General features: G+C 71.6%; 15 protein-coding genes. 3 read left to right on the plus strand and 12 right to left on the minus strand.

What is annotated here, in order from left to right; translation table 11 throughout:
- Positions 1–33: 33 nt before the first annotated feature.
- The 10 genes from ABZ441_RS01195 to ABZ441_RS01240 all read right to left on the minus strand — a co-directional run bounded on the left by ABZ441_RS01195 (position 34) and on the right by ABZ441_RS01240 (position 20,903).
- On the minus strand, positions 34–2,328 hold the full coding sequence (locus tag ABZ441_RS01195; RefSeq protein ID WP_358966512.1) for an N-acetylmuramoyl-L-alanine amidase: 2,295 nt from the start codon (positions 2,326–2,328) through the stop codon (positions 34–36).
- Between the two features lie 189 nt (positions 2,329–2,517).
- Positions 2,518–2,919: a GntR family transcriptional regulator gene (locus ABZ441_RS01200; RefSeq protein WP_358966775.1), complete on the minus strand. Its 402-nt coding sequence runs from the start codon at positions 2,917–2,919 to the stop codon at positions 2,518–2,520.
- Positions 2,920–2,968: 49 nt separating this feature from the next.
- The gene (locus tag ABZ441_RS01205) at positions 2,969–3,937 is read right to left on the minus strand and encodes an ABC transporter permease subunit (protein ID WP_358966514.1); all 969 of its coding nucleotides are present in this window, start codon (positions 3,935–3,937) and stop codon (positions 2,969–2,971) included.
- A complete protein-coding gene (locus ABZ441_RS01210) occupies positions 3,934–4,878 on the minus strand; it encodes an ABC transporter ATP-binding protein (RefSeq protein WP_358966517.1) in 945 nt (314 codons plus the stop codon). Before ABZ441_RS01210 ends, ABZ441_RS01205 begins: the two co-directional genes overlap by 4 nt.
- 164 nt (positions 4,879–5,042) lie before the next feature.
- Positions 5,043–6,773: an RICIN domain-containing protein gene (locus ABZ441_RS01215; protein WP_358966519.1), complete on the minus strand. Its 1,731-nt coding sequence runs from the start codon at positions 6,771–6,773 to the stop codon at positions 5,043–5,045.
- A 368-nt stretch (positions 6,774–7,141) separates the two neighbouring features.
- A complete protein-coding gene (locus ABZ441_RS01220; protein WP_358966521.1) occupies positions 7,142–14,479 on the minus strand; it encodes a MupA/Atu3671 family FMN-dependent luciferase-like monooxygenase in 7,338 nt (2,445 codons plus the stop codon).
- On the minus strand, positions 14,476–17,841 hold the full coding sequence (locus tag ABZ441_RS01225) for a beta-ketoacyl synthase N-terminal-like domain-containing protein (RefSeq protein WP_358966523.1): 3,366 nt from the start codon (positions 17,839–17,841) through the stop codon (positions 14,476–14,478). Before ABZ441_RS01225 ends, ABZ441_RS01220 begins: the two co-directional genes overlap by 4 nt.
- Positions 17,838–19,163 carry an MFS transporter gene (locus tag ABZ441_RS01230; RefSeq protein ID WP_358966526.1) on the minus strand — a complete coding sequence of 442 codons (1,326 nt, stop codon included), beginning with the start codon at positions 19,161–19,163 and terminating at the stop codon, positions 17,838–17,840. The genes ABZ441_RS01225 and ABZ441_RS01230 overlap by 4 nt, the downstream gene beginning before the upstream one ends.
- Before the next feature lie 173 nt (positions 19,164–19,336).
- Positions 19,337–19,789 (minus strand): NUDIX domain-containing protein, encoded by a 453-nt coding sequence (locus ABZ441_RS01235; RefSeq protein WP_358966529.1) that lies wholly within the window; start codon positions 19,787–19,789, stop codon positions 19,337–19,339.
- 319 nt (positions 19,790–20,108) lie between these two features.
- Complete coding sequence (locus tag ABZ441_RS01240) at positions 20,109–20,903, minus strand: helix-turn-helix transcriptional regulator (RefSeq protein ID WP_358966532.1); 795 nt, start codon at positions 20,901–20,903, stop codon at positions 20,109–20,111.
- A gap of 185 nt (positions 20,904–21,088) precedes the next feature.
- Here ABZ441_RS01240 and ABZ441_RS01245 point away from each other — a divergent pair, with 185 nt between their 5' ends.
- The 3 genes from ABZ441_RS01245 to ABZ441_RS01255 all read left to right on the plus strand — a co-directional run bounded on the left by ABZ441_RS01245 (position 21,089) and on the right by ABZ441_RS01255 (position 22,986).
- Positions 21,089–22,030 (plus strand): SDR family NAD(P)-dependent oxidoreductase, encoded by a 942-nt coding sequence (locus ABZ441_RS01245; RefSeq protein ID WP_358966535.1) that lies wholly within the window; start codon positions 21,089–21,091, stop codon positions 22,028–22,030.
- A gap of 155 nt (positions 22,031–22,185) precedes the next feature.
- Positions 22,186–22,377 carry a hypothetical protein gene (locus tag ABZ441_RS01250; RefSeq protein WP_358966538.1) on the plus strand — a complete coding sequence of 64 codons (192 nt, stop codon included), beginning with the start codon at positions 22,186–22,188 and terminating at the stop codon, positions 22,375–22,377.
- 6 nt (positions 22,378–22,383) lie between these two features.
- Complete coding sequence (locus ABZ441_RS01255; protein ID WP_358966540.1) at positions 22,384–22,986, plus strand: hypothetical protein; 603 nt, start codon at positions 22,384–22,386, stop codon at positions 22,984–22,986.
- 333 nt (positions 22,987–23,319) lie between these two features.
- Here ABZ441_RS01255 and ABZ441_RS01260 read toward each other — a convergent pair whose 3' ends face one another.
- Both ABZ441_RS01260 and glyA read right to left on the minus strand, forming a co-directional pair.
- Entirely contained in the window at positions 23,320–24,705 is a 1,386-nt protein-coding gene (locus ABZ441_RS01260) for an L-serine ammonia-lyase (protein WP_358966543.1), read from the minus strand.
- A gap of 154 nt (positions 24,706–24,859) precedes the next feature.
- Positions 24,860–26,122, minus strand: coding sequence for a serine hydroxymethyltransferase (glyA, locus tag ABZ441_RS01265; RefSeq protein ID WP_358966546.1), 1,263 nt, complete (start codon positions 26,120–26,122; stop codon positions 24,860–24,862).
- Between the last annotated feature and the right edge of the window lie 6 nt (positions 26,123–26,128).

A 26,128-nucleotide genomic window follows, 5' to 3' on the forward strand; every position in this document is an offset into this window, starting at 1 on the left:
GCAGCAGCCGGCCCGGCGCGGTGGGCGGCCCGGCTACCTGAGGTGGACCAGGCCGTCGGTGGTGAGGGTGGGCCGGCCCTTCGTGCCGGCCACCACGATCTTGACGGTGTGCTTGGCGGAGGCCGGCCAGGACTTCGTCCAGACGGCCTGGCGGTACGCGGCGGACGAGGACTTCAGATCCACCGTCGCGGCCTTGACGCCGTCCACATAGACGTACGCCTGCCCGGACGTCGAGGCCCGGGACACCACCCAGGCGACCGAGCGGCCGGTGAACGTCCAGCTCAGGGAGGCGTTCTTGGTCCCGCTCGTGTACGACTTGCCGCCGAGGTAGCTGGACGAGGACTTGGTGGTCCAGGTGCCGCTCCTCTTCGCCGAGGACTCCTGGAGGATGACGGGTGTACCGGCGACCGAGGCGGCCGTGCTGTTGCCCGCGAGGTCGTACGCCGTCATCTTCCAGCTCGTCGCCACGCCCGACTTCGCCGTGTGCGAGGCGCTGGTGGTCGTCGGACCGTAGGTCCTGGCCACCGGCGCGGTCAGGCGGACGTCCCTGAGCCGCACCGCGTCGGAGCCCTTCCACTTCAGGGTGAGCGGAACGGCCGTCGTGTTCACCGTGCCGGTGCGCAGCGACAGGGAGGGCTTCGTGGAGAAGGCGGGGGCGGTGCGGTCGGCGACCACGGTCGCCGCGGCCGACACGGAGGTCCTCCCCGACTGATGCGTCGCGCGCACCTGGACGGTGTGGCTGCCGACGGCCAGGGTGGCCTTGGCCGACGACGCGCTGCCCGCCGTCGAGGCGACGGACTTACCGTCCACCAGCAGCTCGTACTTCGTGACGAACACGGCGGGTGTGGTCGCCGACCAGCCGACGGTGACGTCCGCCTTGGTGTAGTACTTGTTGCCCGAAAACGCGGCGCCGGTCACCGACTTGACGGTCAGGCCCGCGACGGGACCGGCCGCGTGACCGCGGATCGTGGGCAGCTGGGCGTACAGCTTGGTGCCGGGGCACTGGGTGTTGAAGCCGTCGCGGTGCCCGGAGACCGCGTTGAAGGAGTACGACCCGCCCGCGGTGAACGTCTTCCCGGCGAAGTTGTTGCCGTTCGCGCCCGCGGTCAGAGTGGCCGTCGCCGAGGGACTGACGCCGTACTGACCGAGCTTCCACGCGGCGATCCTGGCCACCGCGGTCGTCGCGGCGGTCGCCGCGGATGTGTCGGTGTACATGCCGATGACGGCGATGCCCGCCGTCTCGCGGTTGAAGCCATAGGTGTGCGCGCCCAGCACGGCGCGGTCCACGCCACCCTTGCGGCCCTCGAAGACCGTGCCGCACTTGTCGACGAGGAAGTTGTAGCCGAGGTCCTTCCAGCCGTTCGACTGCACGTGGTAGGCGTGCAGCCCCCGGACGATCGCCGCCGAGTCTGCGCAGGAGTATGCGTTCGTCTGCGCCGTGTGGTGCACGAAGACGGCTTTCACCGTGTCCATGTAGTCCGGTGACTCGTCGTTGAGGGATTCGTCGGCGTTCCAGCCCTCCCGTGTGACGATCGGAGGTTTCGGTGCCGTGGACGGCAGGGGCGGAGGCAGTGTCGCGGTCGGTCCGGCGGTGGGGGAGGGGGACTCGCCCGGGGGCGAGGGCGAGGCGGTGCCACCGGGGTCCGTGCTCGGGGACGGGTCCACCGGGGCGCCGGTGCTCGGCTCCTCGGTCGCCGGTCCGGCCGTCTCGTCGGTGGGCGCGTCGGTGGGACCGGTCGAAGGGCTCCCGGCCGGGTCGGACGGTTCGTCCGTGGGGTCGGCCGACGGTTCGTCGACGGCGTAGGCGGCCGGCTCCGCCGCGGTCCCGGACACCTTGCCGGGGTCCACCGTGTCGAGCCGCAGGCCCTCGGGGAGCCCGGCGGATGTGCCCTTCCCGGCGGATACCCGGACCTCGACGCCGTCGGAGGGGCCGACCCAGCGGGGTTCGGTGGTGCCGCGGACCCCGGGACGGCCGGCCTCCGTACGCCCGTCGACCTCCGTGTCGATGGGCAGCCAGGCCGACCAGTCGCCGGTCCGGGCCGACCGTGTGCGAGCCTCGACGGTGCCGTCCACCTGGGCCGACGGGTCGGTCCAGGTGACGCCGAGCATGCTGAAGGGCTCGGTGCTGCCCCGGCGCAGGGATGCGTTCGCCCCGTCGCCCGACACCTTCAGGGCGTCGTGGTGCACCTCGGTCCGCGCCGGACCGGACGAGGCGCCGACGCCGTCGGGCACGTCCGAAGTGCCGGTCACCCCCTCGAACACCAGGACGCCTGCCACGGCCGCCGTCGCGACGGCAGCCGTGGCCCCTATTCTTCGCTTCACTCGCACGTGGGTCCCCGAGGATGAATGACTGCCGTGGCGGCAGTGCGGAGGATGTGACCGGACGCCGGTCGGATCTTTTTACGATCCTCGCGCATTCTTCACATCCAGTCCCGGCGTCAAGGCATCGACCTGGTCACGATCGACCAGTCCCGGGACCTCGTTGCCGGGAAGGGCTCGCCCAGGGCGGCCGGGCGCTCAGCTCTCCGGGGCGGGCGGGTAGGCGGCCTCGAAGGAGGCCCGGAAGAGGGCCTGGACCTCCTCGCGGCCGAGGCCCTCGTCACGCGCCTGGTGCAGCCATTCGTTCAGCGCGGTGCGCAGCGGCCACTCGGGGCCGGATCCCGGCTCGGCGAGGGTGCGGGTGATGAACGTTCCCGCACCCTGGCGCACTTCGGCGAGCCCCGCACGCTCCAGCTCGCGGTAGGCCTTGAGTGTGGTGTTCGGGTTGACCTTCGTGGTGGCGGCGACCTGCGCGGCCGTGGGCAGCCGGTCACCCTCCTCCAGCGCCCCCATCCGCAGGGCCTGCTCGACCTGCCGGACGATCTGGAGGTACGTCGCCACTCCGCTGCGCCGGTCGATGCGGAACACGACCACGGACATCACCTTCCGCTCGATCAGTGACACTTTACGTAGAGGATGCGTGGCGGCCCTACAGGGGACGCCGGGAGGCCCACCACAGGGCGAACGCGGTCAGCACGGCCGTGCCGGCCAGCAGGATTCCGGCGCCGGTCCACTGCATGGCGGCCATCTGGCCGTAATCGAGGTACTGGAACACGTTGTTGACGATGCCCTTCTCCTCGACGCAGGCGTTCGTGGCCTTCTCCGTCGCCTCGGCGCAGGAGCCCCATCCGTACAGCTGCCCGTCCGCGCTGCCGACCCAGCGGTCCACCTCGTACGCGTCGTCGAGGTACGCGGGCGACGCGGAGTCCAGCGGATACGTGGCCGTGCGAGGCGTGCCCAGGAGGTTCCGGTACATGCCCCAGACGCCCTGCGCGGCCACGCAGAAGGCGAAGGTCACGACCATGGAGGCGAGGACCCGGCGCAGCAGGATGCCGATCGTGAAGCCGGCCGCGGTGAGGAACAGGGCGAGTGCGGGGAGGACGGGGCCCGTGGTGTCGAAGACGGAGGGGTTCATCCAGTGGTCGGCGAGGACCGAACGGTAGGGCCGCCACCACCAGGTGAAGACCGCGGAGAGGGTCGTGCAGGCGGCCAGGGTGATCAGGAGGCACCAGCCGAGCTTGGTGACGAGCCAGCGGCGGCGTGTCACGGACTGCGTGGTGACGAGCTGTGCGGTGCCCTGCTCCTGGTCCGCGGCGATCAGGGGGGCGCCCAGGAAGACGGCGAGGATGCCGGGAAGCAGGTTCAGCAGGGAGGTGAGCCGGCCGTAGCCCTCGCCCACGACGGGCAGTGGCACGGTCTTCCCGGCCCGGTCCGCGGCGGCGAGCGTGTCGATCAGCTGGCCGCGCATGTAGACGATCCAGAGCGATCCCAGCACCACCAGGGCGAGGATGCAGAGCAGCGCGGTCCGGTGCTGTCGCAGGACCAGCCAGGTCAGTCCGCGCAGCAGCCTCGGGCGGGCGGTGCCGGCGGTCGGCGCGGCGGTCAGGGTGGTGCTCATGCGGTCCTGGTCCCCTCGGTCTCGGTCTGTGCGCCGGGTGTGTACAGCGGGGGAGCGTCCGGCGAGCGCAGATGCGCGAGCAGCACTTCCTCCAGGCTGGGCTCGGCCACCTGCCAGTCCCCGGACAGCGGACCGTCGAGCCGCACCATCGCCTGGAACTGCCGTCCCTGCACGCGCTTCTCGATGACCGTGTGGCGGGTGAGAGCGGCGGGCAGGTCCCCGTCCTCGGCCAGCCCGGTCACCAGCGCGTGCGCCGGCACCAGGGCGTCCGCGTCGCCGGCCATCCGGATCCTGCCGTCGGCCACGACCAGCAGGTAGTCGCACATGTCCTCCAGCTCGGCCACGATGTGCGAGGACATCACCACCGTGGTGCCGCGCTCGACGGCCTCGGCCATCAGCAGCGTGCCCATCTCGTCGCGGGCCAGCGGGTCGAGGTCGGCCATCGGCTCGTCGAGCAGGAGCAGATCCGGCCGCTTGCCGAAGGCGAGCGCGAGGGCGACCCGGGTGCGCTGTCCGCCGGAGAGCGTCCCGACCGAGGCGTTCATGGGTACGTCGCCCGAGCGCACGATCCGCTCCGCCGCCGCCCCGTCCCAGCCGGGGTTGAGCTCGCCGCCCATCCGCAGCGTCTCCGCCACGGTGAATCGCTTGAACATCGGTTTGTCCTGCCCGAGGAAGGCGAATCTCGGCATCACCCGAGGATCGCCCACGGGCATCCCGAACATGCGCAGTTCGCCCTGCGTCGCCGTCACCTGACGACTGGCCAGGCCCAACAGGGTGCTTTTGCCGGCACCGTTGGGGCCGACGAGGCCACAGATCCTGCCCGCCGGAAGTCGGAAGGAGCAGTCACGCAGCGCCCAGCCGCGCCGATAGCGCTTCCCCAGTGCGGTGGCCTCCAGGGCCCATGCGCCCGGACTGCCGCCCGGATCGCTCGTCTCCGTCATACGTCTCACCCAAATTCCATTAGTCAATTAATGGAATCATGGTCATCGCGGGGCGTGGGTGTCAAGCGAACTCCGGTGACCCGGGCCGCGACGGCTCACCGGGCGGAAACGAGGAAGCGGCCTCCCCCTGTGCGGGGGAGGCCGCTTCCGGTCGTGGGCGGGACTCAGACCCGCTGCAGCCACCAGATCTGCGGCTGGAGACCGTTGCAGGTCCACTGCTGGACGTCGGCCCCCGGCGTACGGGAGCCCTCGGCCACGTCGAGGCACTGACCGCTGGACCCGGAGACCAGGCGGTAGTAACCGCGGCCGACGTTCTCCACCCGCCAGTCCTGCGCCGGCTGGGCGTTGCAGTACCACTGCCGGACGTTCGCACCGGGGGTGCCGGAGCCGTTCTCCACGTCCAGACAGTGCCCGCTGTTGCGTCCGGTCAGGGTGAAGCGGCTGTCCCCGCGGGCGCGGAGCGTCCAGTCCTGCGGGCCCAGTCCGTTGCAGGTCCACTGCTGGACGTTGCCGCCCGCGGCGCGCGAGTCCGCGGCCACGTCGAGGCAGTGCCCGCTGCCGGCGTTCCGCAACCGGTAGACCGCGCCGTCCGCCACCCCGGCCGCGTCACCGCTGCCGGTGAGTGAGCCGGTGGCGACGTACGGGCGGCACACCGAGCCGTCCCAGTCGGTGGCGATCTGCAGGAGCCTGCGTCCGTCGGCCGACGGAAGCAGCGGGGAGCTGTAGTTCGGGCAGTAGTTCACCGCGGGGTCGGGCACCTGTACGGGCGACTCGATCTCGTACCAGGGGCCGGAGCCGTTCTCCGTGTTGACGAGGACCGTGCGGCCGCTGTCCGCCGAAGGGGTGCCGTCCCGGTTGAGCAGCCGCTGGCCCACCAGCAGGATCCTGCCGTTCGGACCGCCGTCCGGCGAGGGGGCCCAGGCGATGGTCGGCGCGGCGCGGAAGTACTTCCCGTCGACCGTCTCGGGCCGGGTGCCGAGTGCGGTCGGGGCACCCCAGTCCCAGCCGTCCGGGGAGGTCCGGAAGTGCACCACACACTGGTACCGGCCGCCGGGGTTGCAGATCTCGAAGCTCATGAAGTAGGTGCCGTTCGGAAGCTTGCGCACCACGGGCATGCCCGGCCGGTCCGGGGCCCAGCCGCTGGCCACGGTGGGATGGTGGCCCTGCCAGGTCACCCCGTCGTAGCTGCGTGACGCCATCAGCTTCTGGCTGTGCGCGGGGTCCGTCTCGTCGGCGTAGTGGCAGACGAGCGCACCGTCGGTGGCCACGGAGAACTCCGGCTCCCACAGTCCGCCCGCGCCGTTCGCGGTGGCGCAGGCGGAGAGGTACGACCAGGTCCGGCCCACGTCGTCGCTGCGCCAGATCCGCAGGGCCATGCGGCGGTCCTGCTCGTCCTGGCCCGCGGACGAGGCCCACAGCAGCGTGCCCGGTGCCAGGCCGCCCACCTGGCGGGGCAGCTCGAACAGGGTGGCGCAGCACAGCCCCTGGCCCGCCGCGGACTCCGGATCGGCGACCCGGCCGACCTGCCGGAAGGACGTACCGCCGTCGGTGCTCTCGTGGATGGCGCCGATGCCGTTGTTGCCGTCGAAGGTGACTGCGCTCGCCAGTACCCGCCCGTTCGCCGCGCCGCTGTGGGCGAGCCGGACCGCGCGGGGGTAGAGGCCCGTACCGGTTCCCAGGGGCGTGCCCGTGGCGGTGACGGCGGGAGGTGAGATGGCAGCCGCGGGGGAGGGGGTCCGGGCCGTGGCCGGCGCGGCCAGGGCCAGCAGCAGGCTCAGGGCCCCGGCGACGCAGAGCAGGAGCCGTCGAAGCCCGGCACGGGGAGGGGGTGCTGCAGGGCCGGCGTGCGGGTCGGCCCCCGGTGAGGTGGGTGGATGTGGTCGGTGCGTACGCATCAGGGGTTCCTCTCCTGGCGGGGGCGGGCCGCGGCGGCCCGTGGGGGTGGCCACCGACGCGGTGCGGGCATCAGCGACGCGACGGGTGGCCGGTAAGTCATGTACCTGACATGCGGACCTCCGGGCGGGCGGATTCGCCGTCAGTGCGGAAAGTACATCGATGTAAATCGGGGCTGTCCAGACTGTGGCACACCCGTGCGGGGGGCGGGAAGTGGTGGAGCGGACCCAGCTGCCTCCCGGTACGCGCCCGGGAGGCCGAGCGTCGGTCGCGAGACGGGCGGAGACGGAGCCGCCGGCCCCGCAGGGGCCTCCCGCGCGAGCCGGAACCGGCCCCTCCGCGTGTGCGGAGGGGCCGGCCGAGCCGTCGCTCAGGCATCGCCTCCCAGTGCGTCGGCGACGCCTTCGGCGAGGAGGCCGGTGTACGTGGCCGTCCACGCCTCGATCGTGGCGCGGTCCCACAGGTCGGTGGAGAACTCCACATAGCCGGAGAGCACGTCGCCCGTGGGGATCAGCCCGAAGTTGAACTCGGAGCGGGCGCCGGAGACGGTCAGGTCCTCCACCGCCGTGGTCAGGCCCGGCAGTTCGATGTCCGTCTCCAGCGAGTTCTGGTACTGGAAGCCGATCGGCAGCCGGTCGGGGACCTCGGTACCCAGTGCCGCCGTCAGGCCGGCCGCCATCGCGCGGATCGGCGCCGCGTGGTCGATCGCCTCGACCGTCCGGCGCGCCACCTGGTCGACCAGCGCGCCGAACGACCCCGCGCGGTCGCCGCGGACCCGCAGCGTGAAGGACGAGACCGTGCAGGCGGCGAGGGCCTCGAACTCCCGCCGCTCGCGGTTGGCGTAGGAGATGCCGAGCAGGACGTCGGGGTCGCCCGTCACCTTCTCGAGGAGGCGGGCCATGGCCGCCGCGGTCACCGCGAAGGGCGTCGTGCGGTGCCGGCGCGCCAGGGTCTCCACGCCCGTGCGCACGTCGTGCCCCACCGTGAACAGCACCACGTCGCCCGCTCCGCTCAGCTCCGCGGGGCGTGGCCGGTCCAGGGGCAGCGACCGGGAGAAGGAGGCACCTTCGAGCTGCCGCGCCCAGTGGCCGACCAAGCGGCTCTTGTCCTGCGTGCGGCTCCGCTCACGCTGCCAGTGTGCGTACGCGCCGGGCTGAGGTACGTTCTCGGCCAGGCCGTGCGGCTCCCCGGTGGCCGCTGCCCGGTACAGCGCGGCGAGTTCACGCAGCAGGACGGTGACCGACCAGCCGTCGCAGGACGCGTGGTGCAGGACGAAGAGCAGCACCCAGCGGTCGTTCCCCGTGCGCAGCAGACGGAGGACCGGCGCGAGTTCGGCCCGGATGTCGAAGGGGACGGCGGCTGTCCTCGCCGCTGTGCGATCCGCCTCCGCCTCCGCCTCCGCAGCCGATCCGCACTGCCCGAGCAGGTCCTCCTCGGGCAGTGCGACCGGCCGGGGGCGCAGCGCCTCCTGCTGCCACTCCCGCGTCCCCGCGCTCTCCACCAACCGGGTGCGCAACGCCTCGTGGCGGGCCACGAGTTGGGTCAGGGCCGTGCGCAGGGCCGGTACCACGAGCGCCCCCGTGAGGGTCAGGCGCATCGCCACGTTGTAGATCTGCGGCCGGGGGTGCGTCAGGTGGCGGGTGATGAAGGCGGACTGCTGGGCGGTGACCGGCGCGCGGTCGAGGACGTCACCCCCGCCCTCGTCCTCTCCGTCCCCGGGCACTCCCGCGGCCCGCGTTCCGGCCCCGCCCGTGCCGAAGTACGCCGCCATCCCGCGCAACGTGGGTTCCTCGTAGAAGCGTGCGACGGGGTACTCCTCGCCGAACTCCTCCCGCACGCTGTTGGCCAGGCGGATCGCCGTGATGGAGTGGCCGCCGAGATCGAAGAAGGAGGCCTCGCGGCCGACGGTGCCGGCGTCGATCCCGAACTCCTCGGCCCACAGGGCCCGTAGCCGCTCTTCGACGTCCGACGCCGCCGGCACGGTAGCTGCGGTCGTCGCCCGCCCGGACGGCGCCGGGACCTCCACCGAGGTGGTCAGGGACGGCTCGGGCAGCGCGGCCCGGTCCAGCTTCCCGTTGCCGGACAGCGGGAGGCCCGGCAGGACCGCCCAGGCGTGCGGCACCAGGTGGCCGGGGAGCCGCGCGGCCAGTTCCTCCGTGAGCCGGTCGGCGGTCTCCTGCTCCCGGGCCGACGCCGTGGCGGGCACGACATAGGCGGCCAGCCGGGCCTCGCCCCGCTGGTCACGGCGGGCCAGCACGACCGCTTCGGCGACGTCCGGCAGCCCGCCCAGTGTCCGCGTGACCTCCTCGGGCTCGACGCGATAGCCGCGTATCTTCACCTGGTCGTCCGACCTGCCGCGGAACATCAGGGTGCCCGACCCGTCCCAGCACACCAGGTCGCCGGTGCGGTACAGGGTCCCCTCGCCGCCGAGCGGGTCGGGGACGAAGCGCTCCGCCGTGAGGTCGGGGCGGCCCAGGTAGCCGGTGGCGACGCCGGGGCCGCCCACGTACAGCTCCCCCACTTCGCCGGCGGGCACTTCGCGGCCGTGTGCGTCGAGCACGCGCAGCGTGACGTTGTCGACGGGACGGCCGATCGGGATCGGGGCGCCCGGGCCCTCGGCGGTCGCGGGCTCCACCGTCTGGGTCGTGCACAGCACGGTCACCTCGGTGGGCCCGTAGACGTTCACCGTCTCGTAGGCGACGCCCGCGCGCGGCCGGGTGCCCAGAACGTCACCGCCGAGCAGCAGGTGCCGTAGCGGGGGCTGCCGGTCGGCCGGCAGTTCGAGGACCCCCTTGCCGAGGGCCGTCGGCAGGATCGAGAAGGTGATCCGGCGGTCCGCGTACCAGCGGGCCAGCGCGGCGGGGTCCTTGCGGGTCGTGTCGTCGGCCACGACGACCGTGGCACCGGCGGTCAGCGCGGGCCAGATCTCCAGCGCGGCCGCGTCGAAGCTCTGGCTGCACACGGCGGCGCTGCGGTCGTCCGCGGTGAACCCGAAGCGCTCGTGGTGCCACTGGCACAGGTCCACCACGGCCCGGTGCGGCAAGGCCACGCCCTTGGGGGCGCCGGTGCTGCCGGAGGTGTAGATGACGAAGCAGAGGGACTCGGGTCCCGGGGCCGCCGGGGGCTCCTGCGGTGCGGGTACCACGTCCGCGCCTGCGCGCGTGAGTGCGGCGGCGTCGACCACGGTGGTGCCAGGTGGCGCTGCCGGGGGCTCGTCACCACTCACCACGAGGATTCCGGCGCCGCTCTCCACGAGCACCGCCTCGGCCCTGGCCCTCCCCTGCCCGGGGTCCAGCGGAACGTAGCCGTGGCCCGACTTGAGGGCCGCGAGCATGGCGACGACCAGTTGCGCGCCGCGCGGCAGCCACAGCGCTACCGGCGCTCCGTCGCGGCCCTGGTCGCGCAGGACGGCCGCGAGGCGCTCGGCCCGCTCGTCCAGGTCACGGTAGGTCAGCGTCTCCTCGCCGCTGATCACGGCGGTGCGGCCGGGGGCGGCCTCGGCCCACCGCGATGCCAGGGCATGGACGGTGCTGCGGGTCCGCTGCCGGGTGCGCCCGCGCCGCCATGCGTCCGGCACCGCGGCCCCGGTGCCGGTGGCCCGCGCGAGCACGTCCCTGAACGTCCCGAAGAGCGCCTCGATCGTCGTCTCGTCGAACAGATCGGTGTTGTACTCCAGATGGCAGCGAATACCGTCCGGCCGGTCCGTGAAGTACACGCTGAGGTCGGTCAGCGCCTTGTCGGGGCCGGAGTCGAGCGGGGTCGCCCGCACCCCGGGCAGCTCGAAGCGGAACGGGTCGCCGGTCTCGAACTCGGCGAGCGTCTGGAAGACGGGGGTCCGGTCGAGCACCCGGACGGGGGCCAACTCCCGGACGACCACCTCGAACGGCACGTCCGCATGGTCGTACGCGTCCAGCGCCACCGCCCGCACCCGGTCCAGGAGCGTGACGAAGTCCGGCTGTCCGGAGAGATCGAGGCGAAGGGCCAGGGTGTTCACGAAGAAGCCGACGACGTCCTCGTACGGGGGTGTGCGGTCGGACATCGGGGTGCCGACGACGAGATCGTCCTGGCCCGTCACGCGGTGCAGGGCGGTGGCGTACCCGGTGAGCAGCGTCATGAAGAGGGTGCAGCGCCGCTCCCGGCTCAACGTGCGCACGGCTGCGGACAGTTCGGCGTCGAGAGTGTGGAAGAGGGCGTGGCCGTTCGATGTCATCACGGCGGGCCGCGGCCGGTCGGTGGGCAGTTCCAGGACGGGCAGGTCGCCGTCGAGCGCCTTCTTCCAGTACGAGAGGTCCTCCGCGGCCTTCGCGCCGTCGAGCGAGCCGAGCTGGGCACGGGCGTGGTCGGCGTAGGTCCGGGCCAGGGCGGGCAGGCCGGCGGGCGGGGCGCCCGTGAGCTCCGCGCGGTAGAGGGCGGACACGTCGCGCGCGAGCACCGCGGCCGATGCCGCGTCCATGACGATGTGGTGCAGGGACAGGACGAGGACGTGCCGCCGCTCGCCGAGCCTGACCAGGCGCGTGACGAACAGCGGTCCTTCCGCCAAGTCGAAGCGGCGCCCGCTCTCGGCCTTGAGGGTGGCGGCGACCGCGTCGTACCCGGGGTCCGTGCCGTCGACGACGGCGAAGTCCACCTCGCCCGGAGCCTGGGTGAACTGCCGTGCCTCGCCGGAGACGTCGCGGAACACCGTACGGAGCTGTCCGTGCCGGGCGGCGAGGGCGCGCAGGGCGGAGTGAAGGGCGGGCACGTCCAGGGGGCCGTCGAGCTCGATGGCCTTGACCTCGTTGTACGCGGTACGCCCCGGCAGCATCCGCTCCAGGAACCAGACACGCTGCTGGCTCGGTGACAGGGGCGCCCACGGGGCGTCGGGTGCGGGCGCCCGTCCGGCGGACGACGCGCACGCGCGGCGCAGCGAGTCGAGGTGTACGAGCCCTTCGCGCATCGCGGTGGGTTCGACACCGAAGTCGACCAGTGCCACGATCTCGTCGGCTCCCGCCGCACGCACCTCCTCGACGACCGGGCGCACGCTCTCCGGGCTGCCGATGAGAGCGCGCTGGTCGCAGTAGCGGTCATAGGCGCGCCGGAAGACGACATCCAGGTCGTCCTCGGTCATCGCCGAGAGGTCCAGCTGGTGGCCGAGGCTGTTGGCGACGCCGCCGAACAGCGACAGGGACGCCCGCATGTACCGCGACAGCGGATCGCGGGCCTCGGCGCGCGCCGTCGCGTGTTCCTCGGCGAGGTAGGTGTGCAGGAGCACGGCGACGCGTCCCGCGTCGGGATCCAGACCGTGCGCGGCGCGCGTGCGCCGGTAGAGCGCGACGTTCTCCCCGAGCTGCTCGACGCTCTGGGTCATGAGGTTGGTGACGATGCCCAGGTCGTGGCGTGCGGCCAGTTCGTAGGACGCAGGGTTGCCGACCACGGCCGTGTACATGGGCGGAGCGTCCTGGACGGGGCGCGGGAAGAGCCGCAGATCCGCCTCGCCGGCGCCGGTGGTGCGGCGTACCGGCTCTCCGAGCCACAGCTTCCGTATCTGCGCGATCTGTTCGTACATCGTCTCCTTGTGGGAGCCGAAGCGCTCGGGGAAGAAGGCGAAGTCGTTGGCGTGCCAGCCGCTGGCGCAGCCGATCCCGACCCGTCCACCGGAGAGGTTGTCGACCATCGACCACTCTTCGGCGACGCGGATCGGGTCGTGCAGCGGGAGCACGACGGAGCCCGCGTTGATGCGGACGCGTTCGGTCTCGCGGGCCAGCGCGGCGGCGAGCACGACGGGGTTGGGGAAGAGCCCGCCGAAGGAGTGGAAGTGCCGTTCGGGGATCCACAGGGAGTGGAAACCGTTGCGGTCGGCGAAGCGGGCGGTCTCCAGGATGTGGTCGTACTTGCCGTGCCTGGGGGTGGTGTCGTCCTGCGGGTAGTCGCCGAAGAAGTAGACGCCGAAGTCGAGCGGGCGCCCGGAGGGGGGCCGGCTCGCCGAGGAAGCCGGGCGGGGGGCACGCCGCGCCGTCGCGGCGGTGTTCCAGGCCATGGCCCGCGTCCTCGGCTCGTCTGCGGGAGGGGTGGCCGCCGCACGCGGCTCCGGCTGGGTGACGGCCGGCGGTGCGGCTGGCTTGGGCGGGGTGACGGCCGGCGGTGCGGCCACCGGCTTCGGCACGGCGACTCCCGGTGCCACCCTGGCCTTCGTCCGGAAGAACCCGGCGTCGCGCAGCTCCCGCAGCGAGCCCTGCACCGCGTCGGCGATGAACTCGATGTCGCCGTCGGAGTGCTCGGTGGAGAGGAAGAAGTTGCGCCACTCCCACACGTGCACCCCGCGCAGCATGAGGTGGTGGTAGAGCAGCTCCATGTCCGCGCGGTGCTCGAACCGGAACATCGAGCCGAAGTGGCGCATGCTCAGGGAGAACTCCTCGGCCTCGAAGAAGGCGTTGAGCGTCGCGGCCAGCTCGTCGGTGCGCGCGTTCAGGCGCTCCTGGAGGCGCGGGCTGTGCTCCTTGAGGTGGCTCAGCACGGCTCGGGTGGCGACCATCGACACCGGGTGCTGGATGTAGGTGCCGCCGAAGAACGTGGTGTCGGCCTCCGGGTAGCTGTCGTCCCCGTAGCTCCAGTGGCCGCCGTCGATGCCGTCCATGATGTCGGCCCGCCCCGCGATGGCCCCGATGGGGAATCCGCCGCCGAGCAGTTTGCCGTAGGTGGCGAGGTCGGGAGTGACTCCGTAGAGCTCCTGGGCGCCGCGTGGCGCGGGGCGGAAACCGGTCAGCATCTCGTCGAAGAGCAGCACGATGCCGCGGCGCCGGGTCAGTTCGCGCAGCCGGCGTACGAAGCCGGCCGGCTGGAGGGAGGGGTGGCGGCTCTGCACCGGTTCGACGACGACGGCGGCGATGTCGTCCGCCTGCTGCTCGATGAGGGCGAGGCTCTGCTCGCTTCCGTACGGCAGCACCAACAGGTCGGCGACGGCGTTCGGCGGGACGCCCGCGGACATCGGGACCGTGACCGGGTCCTCGCCGCCGGTGCGCGTGGAGCGTCCGAGAACGTTGTCGTTGTGGCCGTGGTAGGCGCCCTCGAAGGTGATGATGCGGGTGCGTCCGGTGGCGGCGCGGGCGAGGCGGATGGCGGCGGAGTTCGCCTCCGTACCGGAGTTGGCGAAGGCGACCCGCTCCATGCCGGTCAGTTCGGCGAGCAGTTCGGCGGCCTCGCCGGTCTCCACGGTGCGGGGGCCGAGCTGGATGCCGCGCGAGAGGTGCTCACGGACGGCCTCGGTGACGAAGGCGGGCTCGTGGCCGAAGAGCAGCACGCCGAAGCCCATGGTGATGTCGACGTACCGGTTCCCGTCGATGTCCTCCAGCCAGGATCCCCTGGCCCGCCGCCCCGCGATGGGGTACAGCATCTCCTTCGTGCTGCCGCGGAACCCGACCGCCGCCCGGCTGTCGGCGAGCACCCGCCGGTAGCGCTGGGCGACCTGCTTGGAGGTGGGCGTCTTGGCGTTGTAGCGGCGCACCAGGTCGTCGAGGTGCGCCCGCTGGGTCTCGGGAGAGCCGCCGCGGACCATGCCGGAGCCGCGGGACACCTCCGGGCGCGGCCCGTGCTGGGCGGGTCGCGCAGCCGCGGCCTGCTCCGGCCCGGTATCGGGCGCCCCCATCTGGATCGCTATGCGCCGCGACAGCTCGGCCATCGCGGTGAGGTCCTCGTCGACCGCCGCGGAGACGGATCCGGGGCCGCCTGTCATCGGTCCACCTGGCCGGCCCGGGCCGTCTGGGCGCTGAGCAACTGGCTCAGCTGGCCCATCAGTTGCAGCTGCATCTGGGTGAGCTGGTGGACCTGCCGCACGAGGTCCTCCAGCTCCTGGCGGGTGGCGTACCCGGTGGACGCGGCCGGGGCGGGCGGCGCCGGGGCGGGCACGAACGACACGGTGGCCGGCGCGGGCTCGCGGAACGCCGGGGCGGGCTCGGGGGCGGGTGCCGCGTACACCGTGGGCCCGGGCGCCGCCTCCTGGGCCGGCGGCTCGGGGAGCGGCTCCGGGACCGGCTCGCGGACCGGCGGTTCCGGAGCCGGCTCGAGGCGCCCGGGCGTGCCCGTCACCTCCGTCGCCCCCATCTTCCCGACGATGACCAGGGCGAGCCCCTTCGCCGTCTCCGCCTTCTCGAAGAGTTCCCGCATCGACACCTTGACCCGGTGCTCCTCCTCCAGCTCACGCAGTACGCCGATCATCTGCAGCGAGTCCGCCCCGAGATCGAAGAAGGAGGCGTCCTCGGCCACCTCGTCGGTGTCGTAGCTGAGATGCTTCGCGGTGACCTCGACGATGTGCTTGAGCACACGCCCGACCGCTGCTTCGTCCTGTGCCACTTCGGTCCCGTCTCTTGCCGGTCGTAAGGGCCGGGAGAGGTGGTTCTCCGGCCCTGTCCAGTAGTCCTTGTGCTGGAAGCGGTAGCCGGGCAGGGGGATCCTGCGGCCCGTGCCGTCCATGAAAGCCCGCCAACGGACCGGCGCCCCGGCCCTGTAGAGGCCTGCCGCCGCGTCCCAGAGCGGCTCGAGCCCGGCCCCGCGCCGCAGCGTCGGGTACACCCGGCGGCCTGCCGGCTCCCTCCGCGCGAGCCCGCTGAGGGTGGTGTGCGGGCCGAGCTCCAGAAGCGTGCCCGTGGCTGTGTGCGACGTGCCGATCTCCCGCAGCGCGTCGGCGAATCTCACCGGTTCGCGGGCCTGCCGCACGAGGTGGTCGGGGTCCGGGCGCCAGCCCGCGGGGCGGGTCCGTCCGTCCAGGGTGCTCACGAAGGGCACGACGCACGGCGTGAGTTCGACCTCGGCGCACAGCTCGTGGAGTCCCGCCGAGACGGGGTCCATCAGCGCCGTGTGAAACGCGTGCCCCACCGGAAGCCGCCGAGCCGCTATTCCGCGCCCGGACAGGAGCGCTGTGAGACGTTCCACGGCGGCGGTCCCTCCCGCGAGCACCTGACTGCGGGGGCCGTTGACGACGGCGAGTTCCACGCCGGGCACCTCGGCGGCGAGCTCCCGCGCCGCACGTTCCTCCAGCGGCACCGCGATCATCGCCCCCGGCGCGCAGTGGTCCCGCATCAGCCTGCCCCGCCCGGCCGTGAGACGCAGCCCGTCCTCGACGGAGAGCGCCCCGGCCGCGTGCAGCGCCGCGTACTCGCCGACGCTGTGCCCGGCCACCACGCGCGGTGTGATCCCGGCCGTGCGCCACAGCCGCACGAGTGCGCACTGCAGGGCGAAGAGCGCCGGCTGCGCCAGCTCGGTGGGCCATGGCGCCTCGGCCCCCGGCCCCTGATCCGCCGCGAGAAGCGGGGCGAGGAGGCTGTCGCCGCCGCTGAGTCCGGCGTACTGCCGCTCGCAGGCGTCGAGGACCTCGCGGACGACGGGGAATCGCTCGTGCAGCAGCCGTGCCACGCCCCCGTAGAGGCTGCCCTGCCCCGTGAAGAGGAACCCGGTACCGGCCTCGTCCGTGCCGCCCCCGTCCGGCCGCGGATCCGCGAGCCGGTCCTCGAGAGCGACCGTGAGCGCCGCCACGGTGTCGCCCCGTACCGCGAGGCGGTGCCTGCGATGGGCGCGGCCGAGCGCGAGCGTCGTCACGAGGTCCGCATGCCGCGTGCCGGGGTGGGCCCGCAGGTGGTCGCGCAGGGCCAGGGCGTTGTCGGCGAGCGCAGCCTCCGTGTGGCCCGCGACCACCAGGACACCCGGCGGCTGTGGCACCCCGGCCGGGCGGGGCGCGGGCTCGGGGGCCTCTTCGAGTACGACGTGGACATTGGTGCCGCCGACCCCGAACGAGCTGACGGAGGCTCTGCGCGGTCCGTCCCCCCGCGGCCAGGGACGTGCCGAGTCAGGGATGTAGAAGGGGCTCGCCGCGAGATCGAGGGCGGGGTTGGGGCGGCGGAAGTTGGCCATCGGAGGGATGACTCCGTGCCGGAGCACGAGCAGTGCCTTGATCATGCCGGCCAGGCCCGAGAGGACGTCGAGGTGACCGATGTTGGCCTTGACCGATCCCAGGGCGCAGTATCCGGTGCGGGCGGTGTCGGCACGGAACGCGGAGGTCGCGCCCTCGAACTCGATCGGGTCGCCCTTCAGCGTGCCCGTCCCGTGTGTCTCCAGATAGCCGATGCTGCCGGCGTCGACCCCCGCCCTGCGCAGGGCCCGCCGGATGGCGCCGCGCTGGCCGTCGGCGCTCGGCGCGGCGAACGTCCGCTTGTCGGCACCGTCGTTGTTGGCTCCCCAGCCGCGGATGACGCCGTGGATGTGATCACCGTCCGCGAGGGCCCGGTCGAGGCGCTTGAGCACGACGGCCGCGACACCCGTGCCGCCGACGGTCCCGTCCGCGTCGGCGTCGAAGGGCCGCAGACGGCCGCTCCTGGAGAGGATGGACCCCTTGACGTACTGGTAGCCGAGGACCTGGGGCACATGTACGGCGGCAGCGCCCGCGACAGCGATGTCACACTCGCCGTAGGCCACGGACTGCGCGGCCTGGTACACCGCCGTCAGTGAACTGGAGCACGCCGTCTGTACGTTGACGGCCGGTCCGGTCAGACCCAGGCGGTAGGCGGCGCGGTTGGCGGTGAAGTCGGTGAAGTTGCCGATGGTCACCTGCAGTCCGGCCACCCAGTCCGCCACGCCCTGGCCGAGGACGTTGTTCTGCAGGTAGGACTGGAGGGAGTACAGGTGGTAGCCGGTACTGGCGTAGACGCCCACCTCATGGCCGCCGGTTTCCCCGGCGCCGCCCGCGTACCCGGCGTTCTCCAGGGCGTGATGCACGCACTCGAGGAACAGCCGGTGCTGCGGGTCGGTGATGCGGGCCTCGTGCGCGCTCATCCCGAAGAAGCTCGCGTCGAACCCCGCGATGTCTTCGAGGATCCCGCTGGCCCCGACGAAATCATCGGCGCGGTACTCCGCCTCGGTCACGCCCGCCGCGGCGAGCTCGGCCTCGGTGAAGCGGCGGATACGGTCGGCGCCCTCATGGATGGTGCGCCAGAAGTCCTCCGGGGTGTCCGCGCCGGGCAGCCGGAAGGACATCCCGATGACGGCCACGGGTTCGAGCGCGGGGACGGAGCCGGGTGCGGGCACGGCCTCGGGAGCTGCGGTCATCGTGCGTCGGCCTCGCTCTCCACCGACGACGTGTCCTGTCGTGCGGCATCCTGCCGTGACGTCTCCCGGCACGCGGTGTCCTGCTGTGACGGAGGCTTGGTGCCGGCTCCTCGGCCGTGCCGCACGAGGACGACGAAGAGGGCGGCGCAGAGCACGATCGCCAGGCCGTGCAGCAGGCCCACCACGTGGATCGGGGAGTACCGGTCCAGGAGGGCGCCGCTGACCAGCATCCCGAGGCCGAAGCCGGTGTTCTCGACCGAGGCGGACAGGCCGAAGAGCCGGCCGCGCTGTTCGTCCGGCGCCGCCTGGAGCCGGGTGACGTAGGCGATCTCGGTGAGACCGTCGGCCATGCCGGCCACCAGGGCGGCCGCGACGGCGACGCCCGTGGGGAGCCCCGCGAAGACCACGATGAACGCTGCCGACATCACACAGGCCCCGATCGCGAAGGCCCGCTCTCCCGGCTCCCGCCGCCCCTCCCGTCCCGCCCAGCGCCCGCACAGTTGCTGCATGACGATGTTGCCCACGGCCCAGGTGGCCCAGAACTGGCTGATGAACGTGGCCGGATGGGACGGGTCGAGAGCGCTGGAGTACACCGGCAGGGCCACGTTGTGCGACGACGATCCGAGGCCGTCGGCGGCCCTGATCACCATCATGACCGCGATCACGGGAGCCGCCCGCAGCAGGACCAGCGCCCCGGCCCGGCGCCGCTGCTCCCGCCTGGTGGCCTTGTCGGTCGCCGCCGCGCCGTCGCCCCTGTCCGCCCTCTCCGGCCGTGTCCGGATCGGCAGTGAGAGCAGCACGCTCGCCGACACGGCGAACGAGGCCGCGTCGAGGGAGATCGCGGCGACGTAACCCAGCTGGGCGACCACGACACCCGCTGAGGCGAACCCTGCGATCATCGCCAGCGAACGCCCCGTCGCAAGAGTTGCGTTGGCGCGGAGTCGCAGTTCAGGACCGACGATCTCCGGGATGCTGCTGCGCAGGGAGACGCCCGACAGTGTCGAGCAGAAGCCGGTCACGACGGCCAGCACGTACAGGAGCCCCGCGCGCCCGCCGTCGGGAACGATCAGCAGCACCACCATGGCGACGCACTGCGTGAGATCGGCGCCGACCATCAACTTCTTGCGGTCGTAGGCCGAGACCAGCCGTCCGCTCACGAAGCCGGACAGGACGCTGGTGAGCAGGCGTACGGCCATGAAGATCCCGGCGGCCAGCGCACTTTTGGTGACGTCGTAGATGAAGACGTTGAGGGCGACCATGTTCAGGTAACTGCCGTACGCCGAAAAGCCGTTGCCCACTACGAGCAGACGAAAGTGCCTCAAGCGTGCCCCCTGATCAGCGCGTTCCGTCACTCGCCGTCGAGTGGCTGCGCCGAGTCGGCATCCACCTGCCCCGAAGTGAGCTCCACGGCCTCCGAATCGGTGACTCTACAACGCCAATAAGCCTCGAAAGCACGGAGGTTGGCTTGTTCTGTGACCTTGGGCTGCCGGTCGGTTCAGGGCGTGTCCGCCGTTCGCGCCCCTCGCGCACCGATCATGCCGAGCGAGTCGATCGCGGGCGGGGACAGCGTCGAGTGCTCCAGGCCGGACAAGGGCGTCCAGGCCGCAGCACAGGTGGAGTCGTCGGCCTTGGTGACCACGAGGGGGCCGGGCCTGAGATCGACGACGTAGAAGAGCCCCACCAGATTCCAGCTCACCCCGAGCCGGTGGGCCGCATACGTCCGCGCGTCCACCAGGTGGGCGTCGTGGAGTTCCAGGCCGGTCTCCTCGTACAGCTCGCGTTCCAGCGCCTCCCGTGGCTGCTCACCCGGATCGATTCCCCCGCCGGGCAGATGCCACAGCCCTGGCGTGAACACCGGAGAGGCGTCCGAGAGCTGTGTCAGCAGCAGGCTGTCCTGTGTCGCGGCGATGGCATACGCCGATACACGTGGACGTGACGGATCCCCCACTGTGCCCCTCCAGACATCGATTTCCGCGGCTCCGACCCGGCCGTACGGAACAACCTATCGATCACGCTCCAGGAGGGGCAGACCGCTTTCCCGTTTCGTCGGACACCGGGAGGGCCCCGGACACGAGGTCGGCCGGCCGACGCGGCGATGGAGCGACCTTGCAGGGTACGTGGTGCGTAACTTGTCGGCCGGGACGGCGGGGTGGCGTCCGCCCCTGCTGCCCTTGGCCTCCGGCCCTCGCGGCCCGACGTAGGTCAGCTCGCGCTGGCGGTCGCGCCCGACCGACACAAGAAACGGGCGCACGGCCGCAGGCGGTGGTTCAGGTGTGGTGAGGGGTGAAGAGCATGACCCAGTGGTCGTTCTCGGGGTCATGGAGCATTTCGCTGTCGAAGGCGAGCGGGCCCTTTGCCGGGTGGTTGACGTGCTTCATCGCGGAACTCCAGGCCCCGATCTCCCCCTTCTGCCAGTGGCGGTCGAACTCGGAGTTGCTGGTGGAGAGTTCGTGGAACAGAGAGCGGAGATACTCGTCTTCCCGGTAGTGGCTGAGTGCTTTGCGGAGTTCAGCGGTGGCCACCCGGGCTAGTTGTTCGGCCCCTTCGTTCCCGAGTACTTTGTCGAGTCCCGTTGCGGTGAAGGCCCGGTACGCGATGTTGCGGCCGTAGGGTCCGTCGTCGAAAAGGGGCCCGAACAGGTCTGCGGCGGTGGCGTTGAAGGCCAGCATGTCGAGCCGGCCGTCGTGGATGGTGACCGGCATGACGTCGTTCAGGCTGTCAAGCAGCTGCCGGAGACCCGGGCGGATCTCTGCGGCGGGTGCCGGTGATGGCGGGAGGCGCGCACCGGCGAGGCGAAACAGGTGGTCCCGTTCGACGTTCGAGAGCCGGAACGCTCGGGCCAGTGCGGTGAGGATCTCCCGAGACGGGCGGGCGGCGCGGCCCTGTTCGAGGCGGGTGTAGTACTCGACCGAGATGCCCGCGATGTCGGCGAGTTCCTGACGTCGCAGACCCGGGACACGCCGGTGGGACAGGGGGGAGACTCCGGGCCGAGTCCGGGGCGCTGTCTGGGAGCGGTGGTGACGCAGGTACTCGCCCAGACCTGACCGCTCATCTCCCTGCATGGATCCATTGTCCCTCCCCGTGAGGCGGGGACCCGGTCGGAACGTGGCCCTATGGGTACCAGGCTCGAGGCGATCTCCCTGACCGCCGGAGGCTGCGTCAGGGTCGGTGGTGACACAGAACGCGTACGTCGACGCTGGTCGACGCCACCGCCGACACCACCGGCCCCAGCCCAGGAGACTCCCCCATGACCACAGCCAACCGATCCCTGATCATGACCGGCGCCACCCGAGGGATCGGACTGGAGGCCGCGCGGAACGTCCTCAGACGCCGACCCGACACCCACCTGGTCGTTCTCGGACGGGCCTCCTCCGCCGCCGAGGCACTGCCGGGCCTGCGGGAGATCTCCCCACACGTCTCACACGTCGACATCGATCTGGCGAGCAAGGCCGGCGTCGCCGCCGCCGGCGCACGCCTGGAAGACCTCCTCGACTCCGGTGCCCTGCCTCCGCTGTGGGGCCTGGTCTTCAACGCGGGTGTGCACCTGTCCAACGCGTCGGAAGCCACGGTCGACGGTTACGAGCGGACCTTCGCCGTGAACGTCATGTCCACCCACCAGCTCCTGCGGCAGCTCCACCCCCACCTTCGCCCACCGGCCCGCATTGTCGTCACGGTCAGCGACGCCCACTTCGGCGACCTCCGACATACCGGAGGAACCATGCCCTCGCCCCAATGGGCCCTCCCCGACGTCTCCCGACCCGGAGCGTTCAACCGCTCAGGGAACGTCCGAGCCGGCCGCCGGGCCTACGTCACCAGCAAGCTCGGCGGTATATACCTGGTCCACGAGTGGTCCCGCCGCCTGCCCGAAAAGGTCGACATCGTCGCCTACAACCCCAGCCTCGTCATCGGAACCGGACTCGCCCGAGAAGCCGGCGGCGCGTTCCCCTTCCTGATGCGGAGAATCGTTCCGATACTGGCGGCCACACCCCTGGTAGACACCCCCGGCCCCGCGGGCAAGAAACTCGCCGACGCCATCCTCGGCGCCGTCCCCGCCCCGACCGGCGCTTACATCCACCGAACCCAAGCCATGCCGTCATCCACCGAGTCCTACAACCCCGACCGCGAACACGCCCTCTGGAATTGGCTGGAGCAACTCCCGTGGGAACAGGCCCCACGAACAATCAACTGACATACGGACAAGGGCCCCGCGCGGCGATTCCCCACCCACCGAGGTCGCGGAGGTCACTGGCCTCCCTTCGGCCGGCTGTCAAGCGCGGTGAGATGGGGGCCTTGGGCCTCACGGCCGTCTCCCGGTGGGGGATCGCACTGCTGATCCTTATCGGTGTGACCGATGTGGACCTGTCGGGTGTGTGGCTCGGCGTCTTCGCGCTCGCCTTCCTGGCGGTCCTGGCCTGCCTGCTTCTGGAGGTCGTGGTGGTGCTCTTCAACCGGCCGAAGTTCGTCGTCCCGCCCCCTGTGCGTTCCGACCCCGGCGTCTTGGCCACACGTGGCGCCCGTGGCCCCAGAGGTGACTGACGCCGTATGTCCGCGCAGAAGAAGAGTGCCGCCGTCCCGCCGCCCATCGGGCGCCGTCGGACGCGTCAAGGCACGGTCCTGGTCGGGGTGCTCGTGTTCGCGCCGTTCTTGGGGCTCGCGGTGGCGGCACTCGGAGGGTTTCACCCCGGTGTGCCACTCGTTCCATGTGGCCTTGCCGCATTCGTCGGCTTCATCCTGATCAGCGACGTGCACACGGGCCGGCCCCCCACCCGTGTAACCGGCAGCCTGCTGACCGCACGGACCCCCACCGGCATCCGGACTCTCGACCTGTCCGACATGGAGCGAGTGCGGCTGCTCACCAGCTTCTCCCGCGGCGGCGTGTCCGATCGCGTGATCCTCGTACGCGACCGGCACGGCGTCTGTATCGGTCTGCGGGAGGAGAACGACGGGCGCAGAGTGCGCCGCGCGCTGGAGGGGCGCTCGTCCCATGGCGGGCAGCCTCGCGTGAGCCGCGCGGTCCGGGCCCATCTGGGCATGACGGCCGACGGAACCGGCCGGCACACGGTCATGAGCTGGCTGGCCACGGTGGTTGGTCTCTGCTGCTATCTCGGCGTGATCACACTGCTCACCGGTCTGATCTCGCGATAGACACACGTGGCGGATCGCCCTTGCGCGGCGTCCGACGTCACCCGGCAACACCGCACGGCACCACCCGATGTGAACGCTCTCGGTCTCGTAATGCCTCGCTACCTGACGTGAACCCACTGCACCCGTACCTGAGCCAAGCCGACTCAAGAGCGCCGGGTGATCTTGCAGTAGCCAACTCCAACCGCGACCAGCGAACTCCTCGGGGACATCCCGGGGACTTTTCTGGGACTTTCACGCCTGTCCCAGAAACTTTTCGGGGACATTCAGCCAGGTAAGCAGGTAAGGCCCTGACAGCGCTGCAAGGTGCGAACGTGCTGGTCAGGGCCTACTTGCCTAGCACTCGATGATGTTCACCGCGAGCCCGCCCCGCGCCGTCTCCTTGTACTTGACGCTCATGTCCGCGCCCGTCTCCTTCATGGTCTTGATGACCTTGTCGAGGGAGACCTTGTGGCTGCCGTCGCCGCGCAGCGCCATCTTCGCCGCCGTGACCGCCTTCACCGCCGCCATTCCGTTGCGCTCGATGCAGGGGATCTGGACGAGGCCGCCGACCGGGTCGCAGGTCAGGCCCAGGTTGTGCTCCATGCCGATCTCGGCGGCGTTCTCCACCTGCTCCGGGGAGCCGCCCAGGACCTCGGCGAGGGCGCCCGCGGCCATGGAGCAGGCGGAGCCGACCTCACCCTGGCAGCCGACCTCGGCGCCGGAGATGGAGGCGTTCTCCTTGAAGAGCATGCCTATGGCGCCGGCGGCCAGCAGGAAGCGGACGACGCCGTCGTCCTTCTCGGCCTCGGTGCAGCCGCCCGCCGCGAAGTTCACCCAGTAGTGCAGGACGGCGGGGATGATGCCCGCCGCGCCGTTCGTCGGGGCGGTGACGACACGGCCCCCGGCCGCGTTCTCCTCGTTGACGGCCATCGCGTAGAGGGTGATCCACTCCATCGCGTGTGCCTGGGGGGCGCCTTCGGCACGCAGCTGCCTGGCGGTGTTCGCGGCGCGGCGGCGGACCTTCAGACCGCCGGGCAGGATGCCCTCGCGGGACATGCCGCGTGCGATGCAGGCCTGCATGACGCGCCAGATCTCCAGCAGGCCGGCCCGGATCTCGTCCTCGGTCCGCCAGGCCTTCTCGTTCTCCAGCATCAGGGAGGAGATGGACAGGCCGGTCTCCCGGGCGAGCCTCAGCAGCTCGTCGCCGGTGCGGAAGGGGTGCTTCAGGACGGTGTCGTCAGGGACGATCGGGTCCTCGCCGGCCACGGCGTCCTCGTCGACGACGAAGCCGCCGCCCACCGAGTAGTAGGTCTTCTCCAGAAGCGGGGCACCGGCACGGTCGTACGCGAAGACCGTCATCCCGTTGGCGTGGTAGGGCAGCGCCTTGCGCCGGTGCAGGACCAGCTGCTCGTCGGGGTCGAAGGGGACGTCGTGCATGCCGAGGAGACTGATGCTGCGCGAGGCGCGGATCTCCTCGACGCGGGCGTCCGCACCTTCGACGTCCACCGTCCGGGGCGACTCGCCCTCCAGGCCGAGCAGGACGGCCTTGGGCGTGCCGTGTCCGTGGCCGGTCGCGCCGAGTGAGCCGTAGAGCTCCGCCCGGATCGAGGCGGTGTGGGCCAGCAGGCCCTCGTTCTTGAGGCGGCGGGCGAACATGCGGGCCGCGCGCATCGGGCCGACCGTGTGGGAGCTGGACGGGCCGATACCGACCGAGAAGAGGTCGAAGACCGAGAGGGCCACGGGGGTACTCCTAAAGGCGTTGGTGGACGACGTTGTCCGCCGGGTGGTGCGGGACGGGCCGGGTGGGCCCGGGAGCGCGGGGCAAAGGGGTGGGGGCACCGGGCTCACTGTGTTCAGTGTGCGCGGTGCCCCCACCCTGCGTGCAAACTGCGGGTTACTTCTTGACGCCGGGGTACAGCGGGAACTTCTCGGCCAGCGCGATGACGCGGGCCTTGAGGGCGTCGGTGTCGTACGCGGGCTTCAGAGCGGCCGCGATGATCTCGGCGACCTCGGTGAAGTCCTCGGCCTGGAAGCCGCGGGTGGCCAGGGCCGGCGTACCGATCCGCAGGCCCGAGGTGACCATCGGGGGCCGCGGGTCGTTCGGGACGGCGTTCCGGTTGACCGTGATGCCCAGCTGGTGGAGCCGGTCCTCGGCCTGCTGTCCGTCGAGCTCGGAGTTGCGCAGGTCCACCAGGACCAGGTGGACGTCCGTGCCGCCGGAGAGGACGGATACGCCCACCTCGGTGACGTCCGGCTGCACCAGGCGCTCGGCGAGGATCCGGGCGCCGTCCAGGGTGCGCTGCTGGCGCTCCTTGAACTCCTCGCCCGCCGCGATCTTGAACGAGACCGCCTTGGCGGCGATCACGTGCTCCAGCGGGCCGCCCTGCTGACCGGGGAAGACCGCGGAGTTGATCTTCTTGGCGAGCTCCTGCGTCGACAGGATGACGCCACCGCGCGGACCGCCGAGGGTCTTGTGCGTGGTGGTCGTGACGACGTGGGCGTGCGGCACCGGGCTGGGGTGCAGACCGGCGGCGACCAGGCCCGCGAAGTGCGCCATGTCGACCATCAGGTAGGCGCCGACCTCGTCCGCGACGCGGCGGAACGCGGCGAAGTCCAGCTGACGGGGGTAGGCGGACCAGCCGGCCACGATGAGCTTCGGCTTCGACTCCTTGGCGAGGCGCTCGACCTCGGCCATGTCCACGACGCCGGTGTCGTCGACGTGGTACGGGACCACGTTGTAGAGCTTGCCGGAGAAGTTGATCTTCATGCCGTGGGTCAGGTGGCCGCCGTGGGCCAGGTTGAGACCCATGATCGTCTCGCCCGGCTTCAGCAGCGCGAACATCGCGGCGGCGTTGGCCTGCGCCCCGGAGTGCGGCTGGACGTTCGCGGCCTCGGCGCCGAAGAGCGCCTTGACGCGGTCGATCGCGATCTGCTCGACCACGTCGACGTGCTCGCAGCCACCGTAGTAGCGGCGGCCGGGGTAGCCCTCGGCGTACTTGTTGGTGAGGACGGAGCCCTGCGCCTCCATGACCGCGACCGGAGCGAAGTTCTCCGAGGCGATCATCTCGAGGGTGGACTGCTGGCGGTGGAGCTCGGCGTCGACGGCTGCGGCGACGTCCGGGTCCAGCTCGTGGAGGGAGGAGTTGAGAAGCGACATCAGTGG

This window comes from Streptomyces sp. NPDC005752, from assembly GCF_040630715.1.
Lineage (GTDB): Bacteria > Actinomycetota > Actinomycetes > Streptomycetales > Streptomycetaceae > Streptomyces.

What these genes read in the sequence shown, in the direction of transcription:
- ABZ441_RS01220 (WP_358966521.1), bottom strand. Translation starts at nt 14,479, where the DNA reads ATGACAGGCGGCCCCGGATCCGTCTCCGCGGCGGTCGACGAGGACCTC.
- ABZ441_RS01255 (WP_358966540.1), top strand. Translation starts at nt 22,384, where the DNA reads ATGTCCGCGCAGAAGAAGAGTGCCGCCGTCCCGCCGCCCATCGGGCGC.
- ABZ441_RS01245 (WP_358966535.1), top strand. Translation starts at nt 21,089, where the DNA reads ATGACCACAGCCAACCGATCCCTGATCATGACCGGCGCCACCCGAGGG.
- ABZ441_RS01225 (WP_358966523.1), bottom strand. Translation starts at nt 17,841, where the DNA reads ATGACCGCAGCTCCCGAGGCCGTGCCCGCACCCGGCTCCGTCCCCGCG.
- ABZ441_RS01200 (WP_358966775.1), bottom strand. Translation starts at nt 2,919, where the DNA reads ATGTCCGTGGTCGTGTTCCGCATCGACCGGCGCAGCGGAGTGGCGACG.
- ABZ441_RS01240 (WP_358966532.1), bottom strand. Translation starts at nt 20,903, where the DNA reads ATGCAGGGAGATGAGCGGTCAGGTCTGGGCGAGTACCTGCGTCACCAC.
- ABZ441_RS01215 (WP_358966519.1), bottom strand. Translation starts at nt 6,773, where the DNA reads ATGCGTACGCACCGACCACATCCACCCACCTCACCGGGGGCCGACCCG.
- glyA (WP_358966546.1), bottom strand. Translation starts at nt 26,122, where the DNA reads ATGTCGCTTCTCAACTCCTCCCTCCACGAGCTGGACCCGGACGTCGCC.
- ABZ441_RS01205 (WP_358966514.1), bottom strand. Translation starts at nt 3,937, where the DNA reads ATGAGCACCACCCTGACCGCCGCGCCGACCGCCGGCACCGCCCGCCCG.
- ABZ441_RS01210 (WP_358966517.1), bottom strand. Translation starts at nt 4,878, where the DNA reads ATGACGGAGACGAGCGATCCGGGCGGCAGTCCGGGCGCATGGGCCCTG.